The organism is Pedobacter albus (assembly GCF_036324255.1).
Taxonomy (GTDB): Bacteria; Bacteroidota; Bacteroidia; order Sphingobacteriales; family Sphingobacteriaceae; genus Pedobacter; species Pedobacter albus.
The window spans coordinates 1,056,618-1,080,744 of record NZ_JAZDQT010000001.1; the positions used below are offsets into that span (position 1 = coordinate 1,056,618).

At 43.5% G+C, this 24,127-nt stretch carries 16 protein-coding genes and 1 riboswitch; of the genes, 4 read left to right on the forward strand and 12 right to left on the reverse strand.

Annotation, left to right across the window (positions count from 1 at the left end):
• Positions 1-52: 52 nt before the first annotated feature.
• The 4 genes from VRU48_RS04520 to VRU48_RS04535 all read right to left on the reverse strand — a co-directional run bounded on the left by VRU48_RS04520 (position 53) and on the right by VRU48_RS04535 (position 4,888).
• Positions 53-1,924, reverse strand: coding sequence for a TonB-dependent receptor plug domain-containing protein (locus VRU48_RS04520; protein WP_330106733.1), 1,872 nt, complete (start codon positions 1,922-1,924; stop codon positions 53-55).
• 97 nt (positions 1,925-2,021) lie between these two features.
• Positions 2,022-2,210: riboswitch (cobalamin riboswitch) on the reverse strand.
• A 142-nt stretch (positions 2,211-2,352) separates the two neighbouring features.
• Positions 2,353-3,234: a polyphosphate kinase 2 family protein gene (locus VRU48_RS04525; protein ID WP_330106734.1), complete on the reverse strand. Its 882-nt coding sequence runs from the start codon at positions 3,232-3,234 to the stop codon at positions 2,353-2,355.
• Between the two features lie 163 nt (positions 3,235-3,397).
• Positions 3,398-4,033, reverse strand: coding sequence for a DUF6624 domain-containing protein (locus VRU48_RS04530; protein ID WP_330106735.1), 636 nt, complete (start codon positions 4,031-4,033; stop codon positions 3,398-3,400).
• Positions 4,034-4,081: 48 nt separating this feature from the next.
• Positions 4,082-4,888, reverse strand: coding sequence for a helix-turn-helix domain-containing protein (locus tag VRU48_RS04535; RefSeq protein ID WP_330106736.1), 807 nt, complete (start codon positions 4,886-4,888; stop codon positions 4,082-4,084).
• A gap of 498 nt (positions 4,889-5,386) precedes the next feature.
• Here VRU48_RS04535 and VRU48_RS04540 point away from each other — a divergent pair, with 498 nt between their 5' ends.
• A complete protein-coding gene (locus VRU48_RS04540; protein WP_330106737.1) occupies positions 5,387-7,849 on the forward strand; it encodes a transglycosylase domain-containing protein in 2,463 nt (820 codons plus the stop codon).
• A 68-nt stretch (positions 7,850-7,917) separates the two neighbouring features.
• Entirely contained in the window at positions 7,918-11,094 is a 3,177-nt protein-coding gene (locus VRU48_RS04545) for a tolB protein precursor (RefSeq protein WP_431311609.1), read from the forward strand.
• Positions 11,095-11,303: 209 nt separating this feature from the next.
• Here VRU48_RS04545 and VRU48_RS04550 read toward each other — a convergent pair whose 3' ends face one another.
• On the reverse strand, positions 11,304-11,648 hold the full coding sequence (locus VRU48_RS04550) for a GIY-YIG nuclease family protein (RefSeq protein ID WP_199140826.1): 345 nt from the start codon (positions 11,646-11,648) through the stop codon (positions 11,304-11,306).
• A gap of 133 nt (positions 11,649-11,781) precedes the next feature.
• Between VRU48_RS04550 and VRU48_RS04555 the strand changes: the two genes are divergently transcribed.
• Together VRU48_RS04555 and VRU48_RS04560 are read left to right on the forward strand one after the other, a co-directional pair.
• Positions 11,782-12,558 (forward strand): XRE family transcriptional regulator, encoded by a 777-nt coding sequence (locus tag VRU48_RS04555; RefSeq protein WP_330106739.1) that lies wholly within the window; start codon positions 11,782-11,784, stop codon positions 12,556-12,558.
• A gap of 80 nt (positions 12,559-12,638) precedes the next feature.
• On the forward strand, positions 12,639-13,067 hold the full coding sequence (locus VRU48_RS04560) for a DUF4890 domain-containing protein (RefSeq protein ID WP_330106740.1): 429 nt from the start codon (positions 12,639-12,641) through the stop codon (positions 13,065-13,067).
• Positions 13,068-13,112: 45 nt separating this feature from the next.
• Here VRU48_RS04560 and VRU48_RS04565 read toward each other — a convergent pair whose 3' ends face one another.
• The 7 genes from VRU48_RS04565 to VRU48_RS04595 all read right to left on the reverse strand — a co-directional run bounded on the left by VRU48_RS04565 (position 13,113) and on the right by VRU48_RS04595 (position 24,049).
• Complete coding sequence (locus tag VRU48_RS04565) at positions 13,113-14,018, reverse strand: glycerophosphodiester phosphodiesterase family protein (RefSeq protein WP_330106741.1); 906 nt, start codon at positions 14,016-14,018, stop codon at positions 13,113-13,115.
• A 254-nt stretch (positions 14,019-14,272) separates the two neighbouring features.
• On the reverse strand, positions 14,273-14,692 hold the full coding sequence (locus VRU48_RS04570; RefSeq protein ID WP_330106742.1) for a hypothetical protein: 420 nt from the start codon (positions 14,690-14,692) through the stop codon (positions 14,273-14,275).
• A gap of 74 nt (positions 14,693-14,766) precedes the next feature.
• Positions 14,767-16,176, reverse strand: a complete 1,410-nt coding sequence (locus VRU48_RS04575; RefSeq protein WP_330106743.1) for a calcineurin-like phosphoesterase family protein — start codon at positions 16,174-16,176, stop codon at positions 14,767-14,769.
• Between the two features lie 66 nt (positions 16,177-16,242).
• Positions 16,243-17,817: a DUF5689 domain-containing protein gene (locus VRU48_RS04580; protein WP_330106744.1), complete on the reverse strand. Its 1,575-nt coding sequence runs from the start codon at positions 17,815-17,817 to the stop codon at positions 16,243-16,245.
• A 25-nt stretch (positions 17,818-17,842) separates the two neighbouring features.
• Positions 17,843-19,414 (reverse strand): SusD/RagB family nutrient-binding outer membrane lipoprotein, encoded by a 1,572-nt coding sequence (locus tag VRU48_RS04585; RefSeq protein WP_330106745.1) that lies wholly within the window; start codon positions 19,412-19,414, stop codon positions 17,843-17,845.
• Positions 19,415-19,425: 11 nt separating this feature from the next.
• Complete coding sequence (locus VRU48_RS04590; RefSeq protein ID WP_330106746.1) at positions 19,426-22,854, reverse strand: SusC/RagA family TonB-linked outer membrane protein; 3,429 nt, start codon at positions 22,852-22,854, stop codon at positions 19,426-19,428.
• A gap of 190 nt (positions 22,855-23,044) precedes the next feature.
• A complete protein-coding gene (locus tag VRU48_RS04595; RefSeq protein ID WP_330106747.1) occupies positions 23,045-24,049 on the reverse strand; it encodes a FecR family protein in 1,005 nt (334 codons plus the stop codon).
• Positions 24,050-24,127: the final 78 nt, after the last annotated feature.

Below are 24,127 nucleotides of genomic sequence, written 5' to 3' on the forward strand. Positions count from 1 at the left end.
GCCCCATATTAATTTACGGGGCTTTTTTTAGCTTGATTAGAAGCTTAGATCGTTATTTAAAATTAAAGCTTACACCGGCATTCATGTTGAAGCCCATGGTGCTGTAGCCAATAATTTCGGTGTATTTTTCGTCGGTTAGGTTTTTCAAATCGGCAAAAATCTTAATGCGTTTTTTAGCCAAAGCGTATTCCGCATAAAAATCCAATAATTTGTACGAACCCAGCATTTTGTTTACCGAAGGATAAGTGCTAAAATCGCTGTCTACACGCTGACCGGTAAATTTATAGTTGGCGCTCAGATACAACTCGTTGGTCGCTTGTACACCAGCGTTGATGCCATAAGTGTTTTTAGGTCTGCGTAACAAGAAATCGGTTACGGTATTGCCCGAAGTCTGTTTGCCTTCTACATAAGCATAGTAGCCTTTTACGGTAAACTTGCTAAAGGTAACACCTGGTTCGATTTCAAAACCCCTATCCTTTTGCTTATCTTGATTTACATAGCCAGTAGCGCCATAAATAATAGCATCGGTCATATCGCGCTTAAAAGCTACCGCACGCAGGCTTATTTTTTCGTTGAGGAAATTAAAGCTGGCACCGGCTTCATAATTAGTTGCTTTTTCAGGTTTCAGGTTCAAGTTTGCACCATATTGGCCAAAAAGCATATCTAAGGTTGGCGCCCTGAAAGCCGAAGAAACCGTTCCGAACAATTTCACTTCTTTGATAATGTTCAAGCTCGGCGTAACCGCATAAGTATAGTTTTCGCCGTATTTGTTGTGCTTGTTGTAACGGCCACCTACTTCGAGGTTAAAGATACTTAGGTCGTGCAAAAATAAAGAGCCATAAGTACTGAACAGGTTGGTATTAGGCCTTTTCAATACGTTGCCATAATAAGTAACATCGGTCGATCTGTTGTCTAAACCCACCAAAAGATTTACCTTTTCGCCCAGATTTTGGTTATAGAACAAATCAACCAAGTTCATACGGCCTTGATATTGGCCAGGAAAACTGCTTTTATACACACGACCGGTATTCTCATAACTGTAGTTCAAGGTGATTTTGCCTTTATCCAGCTGATATTGTGCATTTAAACCACCGTTAAAGTGCTTAACCGTTGAGGTATTGTTGGCATCGGCGAAAGGTCCGGCATCATAATTAAATTTGCCATAAAAATAGCGCAAGAAAGGATTAATGCTCAAGCGCTTGTCTAATTGCAAAGAGAAATTGGCATTTAAAGCGTCCTGCTTCACGCCATCCTTATCAAACACCTGTGTGTTGCCTACCGGATTAGCGGCTTCAGAAATACCGTCGGTTTTGAAGTGGCTGTAGCTTACATTATAGGTAAAGGCATCTACCTTGCTGCTCAAGCCAATGGTTCCTTTGTAGGAATTATAGCTTCCTGCACTGGCAACGCCATATACATTATTGCCTTTAGTACCTGTTTTTTTGGTAATGATGTTGATTACCCCTGCCACCGCATCAGAACCGTACAAAGTAGACTGTCCGCCTCTTAAAATTTCGATATGGTCGATCTGGTCGATGGCAAACATGCGCAAGTCAAAGGCACCACCGGTACCCGATGGATCGGTTACAGGAATACCATCTACCAAAATTACGGCATAGGCACTGCCGGCTCCCCTTAAAAATACGCTTTTGTCTTTGCCGTAATTGCTGCCGGCACCAACCACGTTAATTCCTGCCTGTTGGTTCAATAGTTCGGCCAAGTTTCTGCCCGCGCTTCGCTCCAGTTCTTCTCTGGTAATGATGCTGACTACCTTACCCGTTTGTGCCTGTTTCTGATCGTTTTTGGTAGCAGCAATAACGACTTCGTTTAATGACTGTACCTCTTGGGCCTTTGTTTGGCTGCCCATTAGCACCAATTGCGCAAGTCCCAGACCTGCTGCAATACATTTGGTTGTTTTGTTCAATGTAGTGAGTTTTTTTGTGCCCACAGCTACAGAATCAATGAAAGAAATGAGGTATAAATAAATTAGTCCCACTCCTAGCTCCAATCCCCGAAAGCTATGAATTATTTACTCGTAGGCAGGTCTTCTGACTTACTCCCGATTTTCGGCCTTCCCATTTCTGATCGAAAAAGTGGCCAAGATTTGAAAACCGTTATAGAGCTTACAGCTGCGGGACAGTTACGGATTTACACCGTATTCCCTTTTAATCCCAATCCAAAGATCAGGAACCTAAAAGCGAGGCAAAGGTAAGTTATTTCTGATTGATTAAAAAAAGACGGCAGTTTATTTTGAATAGAACTACGGGTTAATAGCTTTTAGCATGGCGATTAAAAATCCAGCTACGCGAAAAAATCCGCATATTTATTCTCTGTTCGATTATTTCGAACCTTTTACTTTTCGTCCAGCAATTGTTGCTTTAACACTTGCAACTGATTGGCTTCTTCTTTGGGCAGCACGGGATATTTGAGGTTCATTTTCTCGAATGTTTCGGCAATCACCTGACTGATGACCAAGCGGGTGTACCATTTTTTATCGGCAGGTACTACAAACCAGGGCGCATTAGCGGTAGAGGTTTCTTGGATGGCTTCTTCGTAAGCTTCCATGTATTTCTTCCACAGCGCCCTTTCTTTTAAGTCGCCAGCGGCAAACTTCCAGTTTTTGGCAGGATCTTCAATACGATCCAGAAAGCGCTGTTTCTGTTCCTCTTTTGATACGTTTAGGAAAAACTTCAAAATAACGGTTCCATTATCGGTCAGCTGCTTTTCAAAGTTGCGGATGTTTTCGTACCTGTTTTTCCAAAATTTAGCATCCATTTGCTTTACATTGGTATAAGCAGGAATGTTTTCGCTCAATACATATTCCGGATGCACTTTGCAAACCAACACATTTTCGTAGTGCGAACGGTTGTGTATGCCTATTTTTCCTTTTTCTGGCAATGCCTTGTAATGTCGCCATAAAAAATCGTGGCGATACTCTTCGCTGCTTGGCGTTTTAAAACTGTATACCTGGCAGCCCTGTGGGTTAAGTCCCGACATTACATGTTCAATGGCGCTATCCTTACCCGCGGCATCCATAGCCTGAAAAATAATCAAAACCGATTGCTGGCCCGAAGCATACAGCTTTTCCTGATAGTTGCTGAGCTGCAGCTTGGCTTTCTCCAGCTCGAGCTTTCCTTTTTCCTTATCCAAATCGCCACTATAGCTGGTAGCGAAATCTTTAAGTTTAAATTTCTTTTGAGTAGAGGCCTGATATTTTTTGATGTCGATTTTCATAAGCATTGCATTTTAGCTTTAAATATAAAGCAAAATTTATTCTTCTTGCGCTACATGAAAATCTTTTGAAGAATTGTCTGTCCCCTTTCGTTGTTATACGAGCGCCTAACCGACTTTTTGGAACTGCCAGTAAAAGTATCGCCAGGCATTTAACTTTTCAAACCTAGTTTTTCGATGGAGGTCTTTTCCAGCCCAGAAATGCAGCAGTGGTTTCATAATATTCTTCTATGGGCTCGAGTCCAACTGACTTTCTCCTTGCATTTACATGTTCCGGATCGGCCAAATCTGGCGGATAGACGATTTTGTTGTTGGCATCAAACAATCCTGTTTTTGGAGAAAAAGTAAGCTGTGTTCCATAAAGCTGTTTTCCTCCACTGTTGCGTTGCACACGGTCATATAAATAGGCGTAGTTCCTTCTCGAAGCCTGACCTTTTTTAGAAAGCTTGTCTAAAACAGGAAGTATTTGCTGCTGAAAGCTGAGGTCTTTATCGGCATGCTGTATCAGTACAAAAAAATTGTTCGAAGCTTCTTTGCCAATCATTTTAAAAGTTGGATAACCATATTTGGCATAAATATCCTTTACGATTTTTATGTTACGCACAAAAGTTTCGTTTTTTAATGTTTCCTGTTTTTTGATACTGTCTGCAGGGGCATTCTGTTCGTGCATCTCCTTAAACTTAAGCTGTACCGCTTGATCTGCTGTATAAAGGCTGTCAATGGTTTTGGCCAGGCGGGGATTGGTTTGTGCAGTTGCCTTAAAACCCATCAAGACAACAACAATTACGTATAGCTTTCTCATACTCCAAAATTAGCAACCGGTTTAATTCTAAAATTGTACGGATGTAAACTAGATATACAGCCAAAGGTTTTCTTGCTTGGTCGTTGCTTTTTCAAAAAATGCCTTGGGCGAAAGCGAAGTCAGCTCCTTCACATCCCTAATAAAATGAGATTGATCATAGAAAAAATTGCCCAGCGCCAATTCGGTCAGGTTTTTAGTGGCTGCACTGGCGGCCACAGCATTTCTAAAGCGCTGGATTTTGCGAAAATCGCTTGGTGTTTTGGCCAATTGCCTTAAAAAAAGCCTGTTCATGTACTGCCTCGAAATTCCCAAATCTGCCGCAATAGCCGAAATGCTCTTGCCTTGGTCAAGCCAGTTGAGCATTTGTAAAAGCAGCTCGTCTAGCTCAAATGTCTTTTTCGACAGCCAATATTGCTCCAATAGCTCGATTTGTTCGCTCCTATCAGCAATAGCCAATATATTCCCCATGGTTTCTTCAAAATCGGCAAAAGGCATAAAATTGTCGAAGCTGGCCCTTTGGTGATAATTGGCCACCGGGGCAAAAGCATGTAAACCCAGCGGCTTAAAGTAAATGGTCAGTTCGTTAACGGGCCCCTGATAGTTGATCCGCAATGGTGCCGTATAATTACAGGTTAGGTTGGATTGAAAATTTGACAGGCCGGTTGGCGTACAGTCTGCATAACCATCGGCTACCGCCACTTGCGAACCAGTGAGCACAGACAAGATGAAGAAATTGTTCGGAAACGTATAATAACTCAGCTCTTCGCCCTTTTCGGTTCCACGCAAAAAGTAATAACCTTCTATATAATCAAAGAGTGCAGGATCTGTAGGGCGATAGAAATCGAGTTGCATCATATAATAGTGAACAATCCTTACAAATAAAGTATATTTCCGTCAAAGTGTTTCAATGAAAAGACCAAATCAATCTAGGCTGCCTATTTTTTTGATCAATTGTTCAACTTAAGTCCATCTTTTCACCACCAAAAACACTGTAAATGAAATCTTTTGTCGTAAAAACAACTGCCATAAAAATTTGGCACACCTTTTGTTAAAACATATCCGAGAGCGTTAATTTAGAAATGGGGCCAAAGTCATCCTTGACTAAGGCCTCATTCTTTTTATGGGGTTTCCGTTGGGCGCATTCAAACAGAACCCACACCCAGTATTTCAACCCCATTTGGCCATTAATTATTGTAAATCAAGGCAGTAATTAAACCTAGCTCGGCCCTGTTAAGTCAAAAAACTTTATTTGAATTTAATTGAGTAACTTTAAGCAGTTAAATGCGTTATTTGTACCAGTACTTTTAACACAATTTAACAGATAATATTTTACGTTTTTTCCATCTTTATCCCATGTTTAAAGAAATAAAAAATAAATACATTCGCTATATCACGATTTTTATCTTCTTTGTCATTTTATTCTTCTGCGCATTACAGCTTAACTTTTTATGGCTGTTTGGCTATTCTCCCACTTATACCGACATCAAGAAACCTGCCCAGCGCGTAGGTTCTGAGCTTTATACGGCCGATGGCGTGCTGATTGGACGCTACTTTAAAGAGAACAGAACGCCGGTAAAATTCAACGAAATATCGCCCAGCGTGATCAATGCCTTGGTAGCTACCGAAGACGTGCGCTTTTACAAACACAACGGCATCGACATCCAGGCTTTGGGGCGCGCCGTGGTAGGCATGGGCAAAGATGGCGGCGCCAGTACCATTACCCAACAGCTGGCCAAGAACCTTTACCGTATCCGCTACAACAAATCGCAGGGCTTATTGGGCCGGCTTCCTTTGGCAAGAACCTTAATTCCAAAACTGAAGGAATGGATGACCGCCATTAAGCTCGAATCCAACTATAACAAAAACGATATCATTACCATGTACCTCAATACGGTATCGTTTGGCAACAATACTTACGGCATCAAAACCGCTTCGCGAATTTATTTCAACAAACAGGCCAATGAGCTCGACGTGCCCGAAGCCGCTGTTTTGGTGGGTATGCTCAAAGCCACTACCTCTTACAACCCGATCAAAAATCCCGAAAAATCGCTCGAAAGACGGAATGTAGTGCTTTCTCAGATGAGCAAATACAATTATTTGAGCAAAGCCGATCTCGAAAAATACAAAGCCGTACCCTTAAAAATAGAACAAGGCAGCGTTGACGATGGCAGCGATGGCGATTCTTACCTGAGAGCTGCAGTAGACAAATATCTCGAAAAGTGGTGCAACGACAACAATTACGATCTTTATGAAGATGGCCTGAAAATATACACCACCATCGATTCGAAATTGCAAGGTTATGCCGAAGAAGCCGTACAAGACGAAATGCGCATCCTGCAAAAAAGATTTTACAGCGTTTGGGGCAATGAAGATCCTTGGGAAGATTCGGAGCGTAAAAAAGTAGACTACCCCGAAAGAGCCAAAAGAAACCTGCCCATCTATGCCTTGCTGCAAAAAAAATACAACAACAATACCGATTCGATAGACGCCTATTTTAACAAAAAGAAGAAAATGAAAATCTTTTCTTACAAAGGCGACCGTGATACTTTGTTCTCTACCATGGATTCGATCCGCTATTATGGCAAGATCATGAACACCGGCATGATGACCATGGAGCCCAAAACCGGCAAAATCAAGGTTTGGATTGGAGGCATAGACCATAAATTTTTCAAATACGACCACGTTAACCAAGCCAAAAGACAGGCTGGCTCAACCTTTAAGCCTTTTGCCTATTTGGCTGCCTTGGAAAGCGGCATGAGCCCTTGCGACAAATTTACCGATAAGCCTGTTAAAATTGCTTACCAAGACAAAGGCAAAACCGAATATTGGGAACCTAAAAATGCCGATTGGAACAATACCTACCAAGAAATGTCGCTGCGTTGGGCCATGGCCAAGTCGGTGAATACCGTAACTGCCCAAGTAACCGAAAAAGTGGGTTGGGATAATGTAGTGAAATGGGCACACGAATGCGGCATCGAAAGTCATTTGCAATCGGTACCCTCGGTAAGTTTGGGACCAAACGATGTTTCCGTTTTCGAAATGGTAAAAGCCTACGGTACCTTTTTAAATGAAGGCGTAAAAACCGACCCGATTTTGGTAGAACGCATTACCGACCAAGAAAACAATGTCATTGAAGAATTTACGGCCAAAACCAAGCGCGTACTGAGCGAAGAAATAGCCTGGCTCATGCTGTATATGTTTAGAGGCGGCATGGACGAACCCGGAGGTACCTCAAGGGCCTTATGGGAATGGGACCTTTGGAAAAAGAACAACCAGATCGGTGGCAAAACCGGTACTTCTTCTGATTATGTAGATGCCTGGTATATGGGCATTACCAAAGATTTGGTTACCGGTATCTGGGTGGGTTGCGACGAGCGTACGGCCCACTTTAAAAATGGCGAACAAGGCGAAGGTTCGCGGACCGCATTGCCTATTTTTGGCAAATTTATGGAAAAGGTTTACCACGATCCGAACAGTGGCTACACTTATGGGCCGTTTCCGAAGGCCAAGGTTCCGATTACCAGAAATATCGATTGCCCTACTCCGGTACAGCAAACCGATACCACGGCTACAGACAGTACACAAATAGATTCTTTGACTATAGCCACGCCTATAATAGAAGAGCAACAACCCGTACAGCCTAAAGTGGAGCCTGAAGTGCAAAAAGTAGAAGAAAAAAAGACTACCGAACCACAGCCCAAACAACAACAAACGCCACCGGCTACGGTGCCGCTAACCAGGAAAGAAGAGCGCGAATTGAAAAGAAAACAACGCCAGGAAGAAAAAGAAAGAAAGAAAAACGGAGGCGACAACTAAGCCGAGCAAACCACGCTTCGTCGATTTCCGTAACTGAATATAAGCTTATGTCCTAAAAACTATAACATATGAATAGAAACGCTACTTTTCGAAAAAGATCATGGCTCCTCTTATTGCTTATACTTGTATCTGCCGTTTCGGTGCAGGCCCAGTACTTTGGGCAAAACCGCGTAAGGTACAAAAATGCCGATTTCAAGGTACTGCAAACGCCCCACTTTGAAATCTATTACTACATTAAGAATGAAAAGCTGCTTAAAAAGTTCGCACAGGATGCAGAAACCTGGTACAAGATGCATCAAGAGGTTTTTCGCGATACTTTCTTGAAGAAAAACCCAATCATTCTTTACAACAACCATCCAGACTTCCAGCAAACAACCGCGTTAAACGGCGACATCAGCGTAGGGACTGGCGGGGTAACCGAGGCCTTAAAAAACCGCGTAATTATGCCCGTGTTGGAACTGAATAGCCAAACCAGACACGTTTTAGGACACGAGTTGGTGCACGCTTTTCAATACCATGTGCTGCTGGAAAAAGATTCGATCAGTTTAGAAAATATTGGCAATACGCCGTTGTGGATGGTAGAAGGTATGGCCGAATATCTCTCAGTGGGCAAAAAAGACGCCTTCACCTCGATGTGGATGCGCGATGCCTTGCTCAATCGCGATATCCCTTCGCTAAAAGACCTCACCAACTCGAACAAATACTTTCCTTACCGTTACGGTCAGGCTTTCTGGACCTTTGTAGGTTCGCTTTATGGTGATACTACCATTGTTCCCTTATTTAAGAATACAGCCCGATTTGGTTACGAAAACGGTATTAAATATACTTTTGGCTACGACGACAGAACCTTATCGGGTTTATGGAAAAATGCCATCGAACAGCACTACCGTCCTTTGCTAAAGGCAGACAGTTCGCAGATTAAGATTTCAGGCGCCAAAATCATCGACAACAAGAATGCGGGCAACATGAACGTAGCCCCGGCTATCAGTCCAGATGGCAAATACTTGGCTTTCCTTTCTGAAAAAGATCTATTTGGTATCGATTTGTTTTTAGCCGATGCAAAAACGGGCCGAATTATCAGGAAACTGAGCAGCCAAATCTCCAATTCGCATATCGACGATTTCAACTTTATCGAATCGGCCGGAGCTTGGTCGCCCGACGGCAAACAGTTCGCCTTCAGTATTTTTAGCAAGGGCCGTAATCAACTGCTTATCGTAAATGTTGATAACGGAAGTACCGTCTTGCAAACCGGCATGGGCGAAGTAGAACAATTTGGCAACCTTACTTGGTCGCCCGATGGCAAAGAAATCGCCTTTTCGGGTATGATTGAGGGACAAAGCGATATCTTTTCGTACAATTTGGCCACCAAAGCCGTTACCCAAATCACCAACGACGAGTATTCTGACTATGCGCCGAACTTTTCGCCAGATGGTAAAAAAATCATCTTCTCTTCAGACCGCGCAGCCATTATGGGTGGCAACATCAATGCGGTTAATCCGATCAACATGACCATTTACGATATTGCCAGCAAAACGCTGACCAATATCCCGGTTTTTCCAGGTGCCAACAACTTGAACGCCCAGTTTTCTGGCGACAGCAAACGTGTTTTCTTCCTTTCCAACCGCGATGGTTTCAGGAACCTTTACGAATACACCTTGGATAATGGCACCGTAAAACAGTTAACTGACTATTTTACTGGTATCAGCGGCATCACGGAGTTCTCCCCTGCCATTACCGTTTCGAGAAACGACGATATCATTTACAGCTATTATCGCTACCAGCGCTACACCCTGTACAATTCGCCATTGAGCAACTTCAAGGCAAAAAGCGTAGACCCGCAAGAAGTTAATTTCGATGCGGCCATTTTGCCTCCGATGGAAAATTCTGGCGTAAACATCATCAACTCTAACTTGAGCAATTTTGAGCGTTTTGAAAAAACCATCCCCGATTCATTAAAAACCATTCCTTACCGACCTAAATTCAGGTTGGATTACTTGGCCAATAGTGGTGTTGGTGTTTCGACCAGCAGATTTGGAACAGGTGTACAAGGCGGTATTATTGGTATGTTCAGCGATATTTTGGGTCGAAACCAAATCATTGCCAATGTTTCTGTAAATGGCGAAATCTACGATTTTGGTGGTTTGGTTGGCTACATCAACCAAAAAAGCAGGATCAACTGGGGCGTTGCGCTTTCGCACGTGCCCTACATTACGGGTTTCAGAACCTATGGCGCCTACAACCCTGCCACAGGCGGCAATCCGATAGACACCATCAGCACCAATATTTTACGTACGTTTGAAGACAAGGCCGAGCTCTTTGCTTCTTATCCGTTTAACAAAGTACATCGTTTCGAAGCCGGAGGCGCTTTCTCGCGTTATAGTTATCGCTTAGACCGCTTTAACGAATACTATCAGGATGTGAACGGTTATGCGGCTTATTATTTGGGTTCAGACCGTAAAAAGGTATCTACTGCAGAAGCTGCTAATTCTTTGGGTGTACCATTGAAGCCATTCTCGGTTTTCCAGGTTAACGCGTCGTTTATTGGCGACAATTCCATATTTGGGGTGACGTCGCCCTTGGATGGCTTTAGGTACAGGATTGGCGCTGAACAATATTTTGGCGATTATAATTTTAGCGCAGTTACCGTAGATGTGAGGAAGTATTTCAGAATCAAACCTATTACCATTGCGGTGAGGTCGTACAACTACATGCGTTTGGGTAAGGATGGCGAAAACCTTTATCCGCTTTACGCTGGTTACAATTACCTGATTAGAGGTTACGAAGCCAGTTCTTTCTATAACATCAGAAATCAAAGCCTAGGTAGTTTCGATATCGATCAGCTATCGGGAAGCAAATTGGCGGTATTCAATTTTGAGCTTCGTTTGCCGTTCACCGGTCCGAAAAAACTGGCTCAAATCCCTTCAAAATTCTTGTTTACCGATTTGAACCTTTTCTTTGATGCAGGCTTAGCTTGGAACGAAGACAGCAAAGTAGCTTTTAAAAGTCAGCCTAGCTACAAAACGGTTCCTGTAACCGATTCTCAAGGCAATCCTATTTTAGATGGCAGCGGCAAGCAGGTAACTACCCAAATTGCCAACGAAAGAGTGCCCGCCATGAGCGTGGGCGTATCTGTAAGGGTAAACGTATTTGGCTATTTTGTATTGGAGCCTTACTATGCCTTCCCTTTCCAACGCAAGGAAGTGAAGAACGGCGTGTTTGGGGTAACCTTTGCACCAGGCTGGTAGGCAAACAAGTTTTCAATAGGCAGTCTGCTGTTAGCAAACTGTTCAACAAAAACATAAAAAGCGTCCTGATATTCGGGACGCTTTTTTTTATTGAAACTATTAACTAATTATGGGCAATTGTGTAAAGATGGAAATAAACTATACAGCTCCTCTCCTTTTATTCTCTCCAGTCAATCGGAACAGATATCATGGATGATGCTAAAATAGCATTACGACATTAGAGGCAAAGCCACTTGGGTATTGATTCTAGGCTGAGAAAGGATATGCTCAAAATCCAAACCAATGGTTAAGTCAATCCAATCGGGATTACAAGAGCGTACCATGCGTTCTTTTTGCATACGGGTAAAGCGGCTTACCAGCTTAAAGCGGTTTAGGGCCTGTGCTTCGGTTTTGAATTCTTCGAAATAAACCAAACGGGTTAGCTGCTGGCCGCTATCAAAAAACAAATTGGGCATCTGCTTATAGAAATCGAGTGTTTTGATCAGGTCTGCACTCATTCCTACATGTAAACTTGTACGATTTCTGTCGGTTACGATATAAACAAACTTTTGCATGATAACGGCTTTTAAAGGTTAAAAACTAAATTAATTAGATAATTTCTTGTACTTTCAATAAATATTACTAACTTTATTGGCACAATAATACTAACAATTTTAGTAAAAACAAATTTATTTTAAAATTATTTTTATGTCAAACATTTCATCAAACCTAAAATACCTTAGAAAGAAAAAAGGCCATACACAGCAACAATTTGCTGATTTAATGGAAATTAAGCGATCATTGATTGGCGCTTACGAAGAAGACAGGGCTGAACCGAAATACGACTTACTAAAAAAAATAGCAGAATACTTTGATCTCACCATTGATGAATTCATCAACGAAACCATCAATGATAACTGGAAACCAAAGCCCAAAAGCCAAGGCTCTAATTTGAGAATATTGAGTATTTCTGTCGACCAGAACGATAACGAGAACATAGAATTGGTTCCGGTTAAGGCCAGTGCCGGCTACCTGAATGGCTTCTCCGATCCGCAATACATCCAAGACCTGCCTAAATTCCAATTGCCGTTGCCGGCTTTGAGGCAAGGCACTTTCAGGGCTTTTGAAATTATGGGCGATTCGATGTTGCCTATCCAGCCGGGCAGCGTAATCATTGGCGAGTATATGGATAACTGGAACGACGTAAAAACCGGTGAAACCTATATCATCATCAGCAAAAACGAAGGCGTGGTTTACAAAAGAGCCGGAAACAGGTTTAAGGAAAACAAGGAGCTGAAACTGGTATCAGATAATAAGGTATACGACGCCTACTCTCTGCCGGCCGAAGACATCTTGGAAATCTGGAAAGCCAAAGCCTATATTTCTACGGCATTGCCAGAACCTACGCCAGAGCCAACCATCGAAACCTTATCGAGCATGATGGCCCAAATGCAGAAATCGATTTCGCAACTGAACAAAAATTAACAAATTTTAACAAGCTTTCGTTTAAACTCTCTCCCACTTTTTGCATCTATGCTATAAAACACCAATTAATTTAAAAGCAGATGAAAAGGATGATTTACACAGTAGCCTTGGTCGTAATGGGAGTTACCGCCAGCTACGCACAGCAAGCTGGAAAACCAAAATTAAGTGCAGAACAGCGTGCCGAAAAAGCAGCCGTTGCCATGCAGCAAAAACTGTCGCTAACCGACGACCAGAAACAAAAAATTCAGCAGATCGAATTAGACCGTATTAAAAAGAACGACGAATGGCGCGGACAAGACAGAAGTGCCATGAAAGACAAAATGGAAGAGCGTAAAGCTTTTGCCAAAGCCAATAAAGATAAAATTGATGCGGTTTTAACTGCCGATCAGAAAAAAACCTTGGAAAACTCTCGCCACGAAATGAGGGACAAGCTGAAAGACAGAAAAGGCAAAAGAGGTGGCCGCCCAGGCGACAAAACCCCTCCGCCACCTCCAGCTTCAAACAATTAATTAATTTTTTAAGGGTGTTGAACAAATATGTGCAGCACCCTTTTTCTATTTGGATTTGACCAGCAAATCGGGATAATCTGAAATAATGCCATCTACCGCCAAAGCCCTCAGCTTTTTCATATCGTCGATGGTATTGGCCGTCCATGGAATAACCTTAACGCCAGCTTCATGGGCTTTCTTTATCATATCTTCGGATACGGTGTGCCACTCCGGACTTAAAATAAAAGGCTTAAAGCCCAAATCGGCTATATTCTCTTCAAACGTTTTTTTATTGGCGATCAGGAACGAGGTTTTAACTTCCGGGTATTTCTCATGGATCAGCTGAATGGTTCGTTTATCGAACGACTGGATCACCACATAAGGCGTAATTTTCTTCTTTTCAATCACATCCATCAGCAATTGCACAAAAACCGCTGGTTCGGGATTGGTTACCCCATCTCCCGCCGGACTGCATTTGGTTTCGATATTGTAGAAAAACTGCTTGCGTTTGTTTTTCTTGATATCGGCCTGAACTGCATCGATCAAATCGCTAAGCAAAGGTATATGGGTTTTGATTTTCTCTTGTTGCGGAAAACCTGCCAAGGGTTTTGTGCCTAAATCAAACGATTTCAGGGTTTGGTAGTCCATTTGAAAAACCGGGTACTTTTTGGCATCGCTGGCCGGGATTTCCTGACCATCAGGTGTAAGCATAAAGCTTGGGCTCAGGTAATCGTCGTGCGTTACCACCACCAAATTGTCTTTAGTAATGTGCGTGTCCATTTCTAAAGTAGTAATGCCATCAATTTTCATGGCATTGAGCATAGCCACAATGGTATTTTCGGGCCATAGGCCTCTGCCACCACGATGCGCTTCGGCACTAAATGCCGGAAATTCAACTGTTTGAGCACTCACCTGCGAAGAATAGCTTAAAACTGCGATTAAGCCTAAAGATAGTGTTTTTGCAATTTTCATGTGTTCTGGTTAAATAAACAATGAGCCATTAAAATTAATGGCTCATTAATACTTTAAATTTCGGCAAACGCTATTAGCAAAAGATTAACAAATCCTGAACTTTGCAATTAGCTTAAGCGATGGTTGCCTTTAACATTTAAGGAAAAGGCGGGCCTTAATTCCTTAATGGTTCAATCCCGTTTTTTAACATTAAGGCATTTAGTTCCATTAAGAAAAAGCGGGCTCTTAGCTCTTTAATGGTTCAACCCCAGGCCTTATGGGATAATAATATAGTCGGGGCTCGATAGCAAACACAGGTTATAGGTTCTCGAGTAGTTGTTGCCTTCATCGTTTCCATAAGAACCGGAAAAAAGCACGTCGCTGGCCAGCAAGTCATAACCTGGCTGAATTACATATACACCGTTTGAGTGAACACCTGGAGGCAAAAACGGAGAGGTTGTACCAGGCGCCAAACCAACCAACACGGTAATGGCGTAAGTAGGCTCCAAACGCTCGGTCATGTTGGCATCCTTGTAAAAACGGATCATGTAGCTACCGCGTGTTTCGGTGCTCCAGTTATCGCCATTATTTTCTTCCACCGTATAATCATCTTCAATTTCGAGATGGGCGTAAACCTGTGCACGGCCTACTAGGCTACACAAAACAATGCTGAATAATAAAATAATTTTTTTCATGTTTTTTGATGATTTAATTTAACTTTTACTAAAGATAAAATAGCATGACTAGCTATATATTAATTGATTATGAATTAAATAATTTCACTAACATACTGCTCGCCGAAGCGGTCGGTGGCCACTACTTTTACCTTTTTAACCGATGGTGCAAAATGTGCCAAGAACAAGTGGTCGGTATTGCTTGGTTCGGCAAATGTTCTGCCTGCCGGCAATTTATCGCCTTGGTAAAGCTGAACTGCCATAGGATCTACGCCTTTTTGCTGTTCCATTTGGCCCATAGCCTTTCCATCTAAGAAATATTCTACTTTCCACTCGGGATCCCAATTCCAAACATTGGCAATCAGGCGTTTCTGATTGGTCAGCTCATCAACATAAATACGGATCTGCTCTTTTTTATCTAAACCTGTGCCTTGATAATGCCATTTGAGCTTGGTTCCCTCTACCTGATAAACCCCATAGCCTCTTGGTGCGCCATCGCCACAAATTGGCCCAGTCCACCAAGCACCGCAAACCGTACCGTGGTTGTGTTCAAAAATACCGTCGGTAATTACGTTACGGTTATAATGTGTATGGCCCGACATGATATGTACATTGCTATATCCTTTAAGCAAGGCATAAAAATCCTGGTTGTTTTTAACCGCATTATGTACCGGAATATGCAAGGAAATAATCAGCAGCGCATCTTTAGCTACATGTTTCAGGTCTTTGGCCATCCAATCTAACTGGGCTTGGGTAATGAAACCGTCGTATTCTCTTTCCTTGCCCAAATAGCGAACATCGTCTAATACAATATAATGGGCCTTGCCCCTGTTAAAAGAATAATAGGTTGGACCGTAGTATTCGCTAAAGGTTTTGTCGGAGGTTTCGTCGCCACCCTGACGATAATCCATATCGTGGTTACCCAAGGCCTGAAAAAACGGGATACCCATCTGCGCCACAGCCGCATCATAATCTGGAAACAAAGCCAGGTCATCCCAAACCAAATCGCCAACACCAATGCCATGGACCAAAGGCGTATTCATGGCTTTGATGGTTTTGATGGTATCGGGCACCGAGGTGCTCATCATTTGAGCTACGTCTTTTTTATTTTTCACCTGCGAATCGGCCCAGATGATAAAATTATGTTTGTTGTCGTCTTGCTTAAGTTTTTCGAGTTCGAAATTGTACTCGGTCTTGTTGCTTAGCACATGGTAATGCCTCGAAATATGCTTTTCGGTAATAAATTCGTAACCTGCGGGTACGCTGAGCCAAACAAACTTGGCTTTTTCGTTAGGTTCTAAAGCATAGTTTCCGTTTTTATCGGTTACCACTACGCTAAAGCCATCTGATACGATTACACCAGCAATGCTTTTCTTGTTTTTATCGGTAATACGGCCAGTAATTTTGCCCGTTTTTTTGGCAGTGCCGAGGGAATAACCTTTTAAGCTGATTAAAAAAGCAGTAGTAAACAGACCTGCTTTCTGTAAAAATGATCTTCTATTCATGTTAGGGATGTGCAATAATGGATGGATAAGGCATCCCGGTTACTTACCAGAATGCCTTTAAAGTTTCTATTTTAACTCCGTTGCATTGGTGGTCTCAATCTCGCTGATCACAGAAGTACTGCTCAGCTTGATGTGGATATGCGACCTGGCTTTTACCCATTTGCCCAAAGTGGTATCGAAAACACCTCCCAAGGCAAACCAGTAGCCCTGACCAGAGCCATCAGAAGCACCGGCATTAGGTTGGTAGGTGAATTTTTGAATGTTTGATCCCGAAAGGAAAAAAGGCTGTGCCTTATTGGTGTTATGGTCAACCACATCGTAAACATCGGTGTTGCCGATACGGTAACCGACTTGATTTGCCGAGTCGTACAAACTGCCGCCATTGTGCACAAAAACCACATCAATCGGCACCGTGGTCTTATCAACCGAGATGCCACGGAAAACGGCTATACCAAAAGCATTGCCACTATTGGCCAACAAATTGGTGGTAGAGCTTCCCCTGGTGGTATTTGACGAATTGAAGAACGGACTATTGGTATTGTAGGCGGCCGACCTGATCCATTTCGAAGCGGCAATAGAAGTCGATCCAGGACCATTAATCAATTTGTTAGAGGCACCTACGTAAAAGAACTCGCCTTTTGATACCGTGCCAGAAGTAAGCTCTAGCTTATAGGTTTTGCCACTTCCCGTTGCCCAGCCCTCTGCAGGATAGCCAACCGGCAATGTGGCTCCTGCATTGTTATTGGTAACGATGGTGAATTTGGTATCAGCAAAATTGATGTCTTTTGTGGCCCTGCACTGGATGTATTCGGCATTGGTATCGCTGCCTTGAGGGTCGTTAATAAAACCCGTGATGATGATTTCTGGAACATCGGGTGTTGAACTGAGCACGAAGGCATCGGCAAGCGTGCGGATATAAAACCGTGGCTGCAGCTTGCCATCTTGCATGTTGTTTAAAACAATCCCCCTATAATCGGCAGAATATGGTGGCGTTGAGTTTGCAAAAACCGCACTGTTCTGGGTAAAAAGCGTAATATCCCCCGTACCATCGTTCAACGTCTTGCTACCCGCAAATACAGCTGAGGGAGCCAAGCTTGGATTATAGGTACCTTTCCAGATATTCAAAAAGGTGCTTTCGTATTTATCCGGCTGACTATTAATCAGGTTAATGAACCCCCTGTTGATGATCAATTTTCGACCAGAGGAAATTTTGGTTACGTTGGCACCAGAAACACCTGTAATCTCCAAAGTACCATCCACTCTTTTCAAAATACCACCTTCTATCTTAACATGTACCGAATCGCCGGGAATATATTTGGCGGCATCAGCACCGATGTTGATGGCTATACCGCGTAGCGAATCGATACCATTGCCGGTGGCACGCAGGTTTTGCACCACCAAAAGCCCAGCTGGCAAGTTATTGCCCGAATGATCGGAAATGACCTGGCCTTTTAAAGAAGTAGCTGCCCGCATGTTCTCTTTGGTTAGGGTAACATCGGCACCAGTATATAATTTGCGCAAATCGAAATTGGATATGAAGTCGCTCGGTGTACTTATAATGTAATCGCTATCTCGTTTGCAACCCATCCAAACGGCAATACAAGCTGTGAGGACGAAACAATTTATCAATATTTTTTTCATAAAAATCTTGTCTATTATTCAAAAATTAAGGCTTTTGCCACCAAACACGGGTACTGATTTCGTCAGGGCCTTGTGCGGCAACTGCATTTTTATAGCTGGTTGGATTGGCCGATTGGCTAATGAGCGGATAGCTCATCCGGGCAGGCATTACCCCGCCGTTGGCCAAGCCTGGTCCTTTTGGCAAAATGGGATGCCCAGTACGGCGATATTCGTACCATTGCTGAAAATCGACCAGGAACATGGCGTAGTATTTTTGGCGATGGATCATTTCCAGCTTGCTGTTGCCATTGATATCGGTATTATCTAATGGCAAATAATCCAGCCATTCAATATCAGCTGTTCTGATGTAATCTAAAAAGAGCTGATCTGTTGTTTTGGAGATGTAGGTAGGCAACCAATAATTGATGCCATCCACAATACCTTTGTTATAATAGGCTTCGGCGCTTCCATTAATCCAGCCCCTTACGGCAGCTTCGGCCAAGATAAAATCAACCTCTGCACAGTTCATGATGATACCGGTGTATGGGTCTGTTTGCAAGGTGATGCCTGCATTTTGCGCATCTGAATAAAAATAAGCTTGCTTAGGCATGCCTGTTCCGGGTGCGTAGCCACTTGGCACACCCACATAACCTCCGGTAGAGCTTTGGGCTATGCCCCAACGGTTTGTGCCACCCTTGCCCAAGGCTCCATTCAGTCGCGGATCATTCCAGGCCGCCAACTTGTCTATAAAAAAGCTCGTTATGGCCGTACCCCTAAAATCGACAGCCCTCACCCCGATCATATATGGCGACGAATACACCGCGGTACTGCTGTTGGTGCCATTCCATAATATTTTGGCGGTATGGTCATTGCTTTCCATAATTGGATATTTGGCCGGGTTGGTATCGATCATTTCCTTGATTTTTGCAATCGCCTGCGCCGAAACTTCCGATTTGCCCGAAACACGCAACAGTAACCTCAAATACAGGGAATTACCCAATCTTCTCCATTTATTTACATCGCCTTTGTATACCGGATCGCCAGTTGGAATAATGGCTGTACCGGCTTCTAACAAAGTATTTGCTTCTTCCAGTTTTTTGAACATGTCCAGATAGATATCCTTCTGCTTATCGAATGCCGGTTCATAAACCCCTTCCTTGCCTTTGTTGGCATCGAAATACGGCACGTCACCATAGGTATCGGTCAGGAGCTGGGAAACCCAAGCCTGGGTAATGAGCGAAATTCCCTGATAAGACTTGTTCAAAGTAGCCGGCTGGCTGGCTATGGTATAAATGTCTTTCAGGTTGGTTAACTCAGGGTACCAAACGTTCCAGGTATAATCAGACCACGAACGCCTGTAATCGTACCTAAAAACCTGGGCTTCTGCATCGCTAAGCGCCACGGTAACCTGCATCAATTCGTTGTTAAACGAACGGTTACGCGACATATTGGCGTACAAAACATTGACCAATGCGGGTGCCAACAGCTGATTTGCCGTGGTAGTGCCCTTGCCGATCGGATCGGTATTGATGGCTTCAAAATTTTTATCGCATGACGAAAGACTAATGCCAAACGCCATCAACAAGATATAACTGATTTTATTTTTAATTCTTTTCATTTCTTTTTCCATTAAAGACCAACCACTAAACGTGCTCCAAAAGTGCGGGTAGAAGGCAACTGACCGGTTTCGAAACCTTGGGTAATATCTGATCCAGACAGGGTTCCGAATTCTGGATCGAATGCAGGCCATGGCGACCAGATGAACAGGTTACGGCCATATACGCCGATAGTAACTTTGTTCAGTCCCAAGCTGCTTACCAATCTTTTGCTCAAGGCGTAGGTGATGTTTGCTTCCCTAAACTTGAGGTAGTCTGTTCTGAAAATACTTCCTTCCGCTTGGTCAGATCCGTAAAGCGAAGTATAGTAATTTTCGAAATTGGTAGCGATTACATCATTCTTACGGAAGGTACCATCTGCATTTTGAACCACTCCTGGTCCGATGACACCATTGTAGCGACCCGGCAAGGTTACTTTGAGTTTACCCAAGGCAGCCATCCTCGAAAAGGTAAGCGAGTGGCCTACTGCGCCCAGCTGTGCATCGAACAACACATTGGTGCTAAACGAACCATAGCTAATGCCAGTACCAAAACTGAACCTGAATTTAGGAATGGTGTTGCCGAGGTAAATAAGATCTGTAGTATTGATTCTGGCGTTTCCGGTAACGGCATCATAAATAATTTGGCCATCAGGCGAGCGCATAAAGCCCCTGCCATACAAATCGCCCATGCTGCCACCCACATTGGCTACCACTTGGGCACCACCCAAAGCGCCCGAACGCAGAATAACCGAACTGTCGGCCAGTTCCTTGATTTTATTGCGGTTGGCCGAGAAAGTTGCGTTCAACGTCCATTTGAAGCTTCGGCGTTGCAACACGGTGCCGTTTGCGGAAAGCTCAATCCCTTTGTTATCAACCCTTCCGGCATTAAAAATAGCAATGCTATAACCGGTAGCGCGATCTACTTGGCGGCTCAAGATCTGGTTTTTGGTATTGCCCATATAGGCCGCAAAATCCAAGTTAAGCCTATTGTTAAACAACCTCAGCTCAGCACCAACCTCAATAGTCGTTGTTTTAAGTGGCTTTAGATTTGGATTTGGCAATATGCTCGGATTGGTCATGGCGCTATCCGGATAAATGCCGTTGGCCGCCAAGGCATAATTATAGGCTGTACGGTAAGGCGTTGTACCACCACTACCCACGATAGAAACCGATGCCCTCACTTTGGCAAAGTTGATGGCTTTTGGCATCTTCCACAAATCTGATGGTACAAAAGACAAACTGGCCGAAGGATAGAAAAATCCAACGTTATCGGTACGGGTTGGCGTAGCCAATACGCTGCTCCAATCTTTACGACCGGTTAAATCTAGATACAGGTAGTTTTTATAGCTTACCGACATGGTGCCATAAAAGCTGTTGATCCGATATCTTGCCGTATCTGGAACCGAAATTAAAGGATTGGCATTGTTATCCAGTCTGTAAACACCTGGAACAACCAACCCATCGGCACGGAGTTCGGCTTTTTTGTATTCGTTTCTCAGCTGACTGCCACCTGCACTCACCGAAAAATTAACCGAACGGCTAATCTGTTTCTGGTATTTGAGCATAAAATCGGCGCTGGCCTCGTACGAATTGATATTTTGTTCCCTATACGAACCTTGTGCAAATTTGTTGCCGGCCGCATCATACGGACGTTTGGTTTCGCGCACGTCCTTAATCATATCCAAAGTAGCCCTTACCATTAGGCTCAGCTCTCTGGTAAAGTTGTAAGTAGCCTGTACGTTTCCGGTTAGGCCGTTACGGCGTTGGGCGTTGATGTATTGCTCTGATATGGCATAAGGGCTTTCTGGGTTGGTGGTGGTGATGTTTACAAACTGCAAAAGTTCTTTGCCCGGCACCCAATAATCTCTGTACCAATCCACATTGACATTGGGCTGGGCAAACATGAACCAATACATCAACGATTGGTTGCCATAACCCGTAGCCGGCAAATTGTCGCTGTGCCTGTTGTTGTAGGCTGCCTTTACCGACAGGTTAAAGTTTTTGGTTATTTTTGAATTGGCCGATAAAGACACCGAAGTACGCTCTAAACCCGTATTAGGCACAATCCATTCGTTATTGCCATGGCTTGCCGAAAAGCGAAGCCCCACTTTTTTAACAGTGCCATCAATGCTTACCGAATTGGAAGTTTCGTAGCCGGTTTTAAAAAAGGCATCGATAGGATTTTGGTAGGCAACCCAAGGTGTTCTGGTTGTGCCACGGGTTTTGGTAGCCGGATCGTATTGATAATACATGGCCCCTGGCGTAAAAGGCGCGCCCCAGGTCGCACTGGTTGCGTTGGTACTGGCACCATCTTCGGTAGCACCATAAGAGAAATAAGGCACGCCATATTGACCTTGGCCAAATTCGGTCTGCACATCGGGCCCACGGTTTACCTGTTCCCACGACGTATTGGAAGTAAAGGTAATGCCGATTTTCTTTCTTTTGGCATTGGCCGATTTAGTAGTGATAATGACCGCACCATTGGCACCGCGCTGACCGTACAAAGCCGCTGCACCCGGGCCTTTCAATATGGTTACGCTTTCGATATCATCGGGGTTCAAATCGTTAAGGGCACTTCCAAAATCAGGAGGCATAATATCACCAGAAGTACCGTAAACACCACCCGACGAAGCCGCCGTACGCCTTGAACTGCTGCTGGCCACTACCCCATCAATCACAATCAGTGCTTCATTATCGCCGGTTAAATTGTTTTCGCCCCTTAAAATAATCTTGTTCGATCCGGCAGGGCCGCTGTTGCGCACCAAGTTCAGTCCCGCCACCTTGCCCGACAAAGCATCGGTCCAATTGCTGGAAATGGCATCTGTTAACTGGTTGCTGTCTATTTTGGTAACGGCGTAACCCAATGAACGTTCTTCGCGTTTGATACCCAATGCCGTAACCACAACCTCATCTAATGCCGTGCTCGATGCTTTAAGTACTACATTGAGTGTGGTCGTTTGGTTAGCTACAACTCTAACCTGCTGCTGTCTTGCGGTTTCGAACGAGATATACCTTACTTCAACCGTATAAACATTAGGTTCCAGGTTCAGGCTAAAAGTACCATCGTTGGCACTTTGGATCGTTCTGTTGATTTCAACGATATGAATAACCGCTGCCGGAATGGGGCTGCCATTATCGTCGGTTACCCTGCCCACCAATTTACCCGTAGTGGTTTCTTTCTTCACAATCAGGATATTTTTATCGCCTGATACCTTAAAAGTAACCGGCAGATCCTTTAAAATCAGGTTTAAGGCTTCGGCAACCGTACGTTCCTTATGTGCAACCTGCACCTTTCTTTGGTCGTTAAACTGGCTGTTGTTATAGCTGATGCTCATGCCACTCAGTTTTTCGAGTTGCTCAAAGGCCTGTTTAATCGTGATGTCGTTTGCACTGAATCTGATTTTTTTATCGGTTTGTGCGTACACTTGGGCAGGCAAGAGCTGCGCCAAGAGCAATATCATGCAAATTAATGTCTTTATTGCACGTTGATGGACATTTCTTGCCCATCGGAAATTAATTTTCATATATTTATTCAATTTTTTACTAATAAATGCGTTGTCAGCGTGTTTGAGGAAGCCAGAGCCGTTACCAGCGAACTCTGGTTTTTTTGTGCGTGAAATCTTGTAAGTCTTTTATCCCATAGTTTCTTTTTTAATAAATAGTTATTTTGTTTCCGTTTATCTGATAAGTGCTTCCGCTAAGTCTTGAAAGCACGTCCATTACTTGTTTAATGCCGCATTTATCGAATTTGGCCGTTAATTTCAGCTGGGCTGTTTGAGGTTGTTTGAAACTGATCTTTACATCGTAAGTCCGTTCTATGGAGGCCGCGATATCCTGCATCGATGTGTTGTAAAAAGCCAGCTTGTATTGTTTCCAGCCACTTACCGCTGTGGCATTGATGCTTTGTTTCACTATTTTTTCGGTAGTGGTATCAATCAGCAACTGTTCGTTAGGCAACAGGAAATTGAGCGTATCTTTTTTATTCGCGCGTTGCAGCACTACGCCAACTTTTCCGGTTTCTACGGTAACCTCTACGGCTTTGGCCGGAAATGCCTTGATGTTGAACGAGGTACCCAAAACAGTGGTCGATACTTTGCCAGTTTTGACAATAAATGGCCTTTTTGTTTCGTGCACCACATCAAAAAAGGCTTCGCCCTCTAATTTTACTTCTCTTTTATCGGCGCTAAAATGGGCATTGTAGCTAATGCGGCTCCCGGCATTGAGGTAAACTACCGAACCATCGGGCATGGTAATTGAACGTTGCTCGCCGTTTGGATTACTGATTACCTTGACAATGGCCTGTGGCTTTGTCTTGGCTCCATCGGATTTAAAAAGCAACAATCCCAGGCCACAAACCATCACCAACACAGCCGCCATAGCATAGCGATGCCAGCTGCCTAGTTTTTTTATTTTAGGCTTTGGCTCCTCATTTGCCGAATTTTGTGAGATATGATTGGCAACAAGTGCCCAGCTTTTGGCCTGACCAGTGGGCTGCTGCAGGTACATTTCTGTAGCCTCAAAAATCCTCAGTACTTCGCGGAATTTATGCTGATTGGCCTCATTGCTTTCTACCCAAGATTTGAGTTGATGCAACTCTTCGGCATTGATCGATTTATTAAAATAATGTTCTATTAACTGATAGTAGTGTTCTTCCATTAAAATTCGTGTTCTATAGCTAAGACAGGAATTTGGAAGCCTAATACGTAGTTAAAAAAGTTAAGTTTATATTAAGAA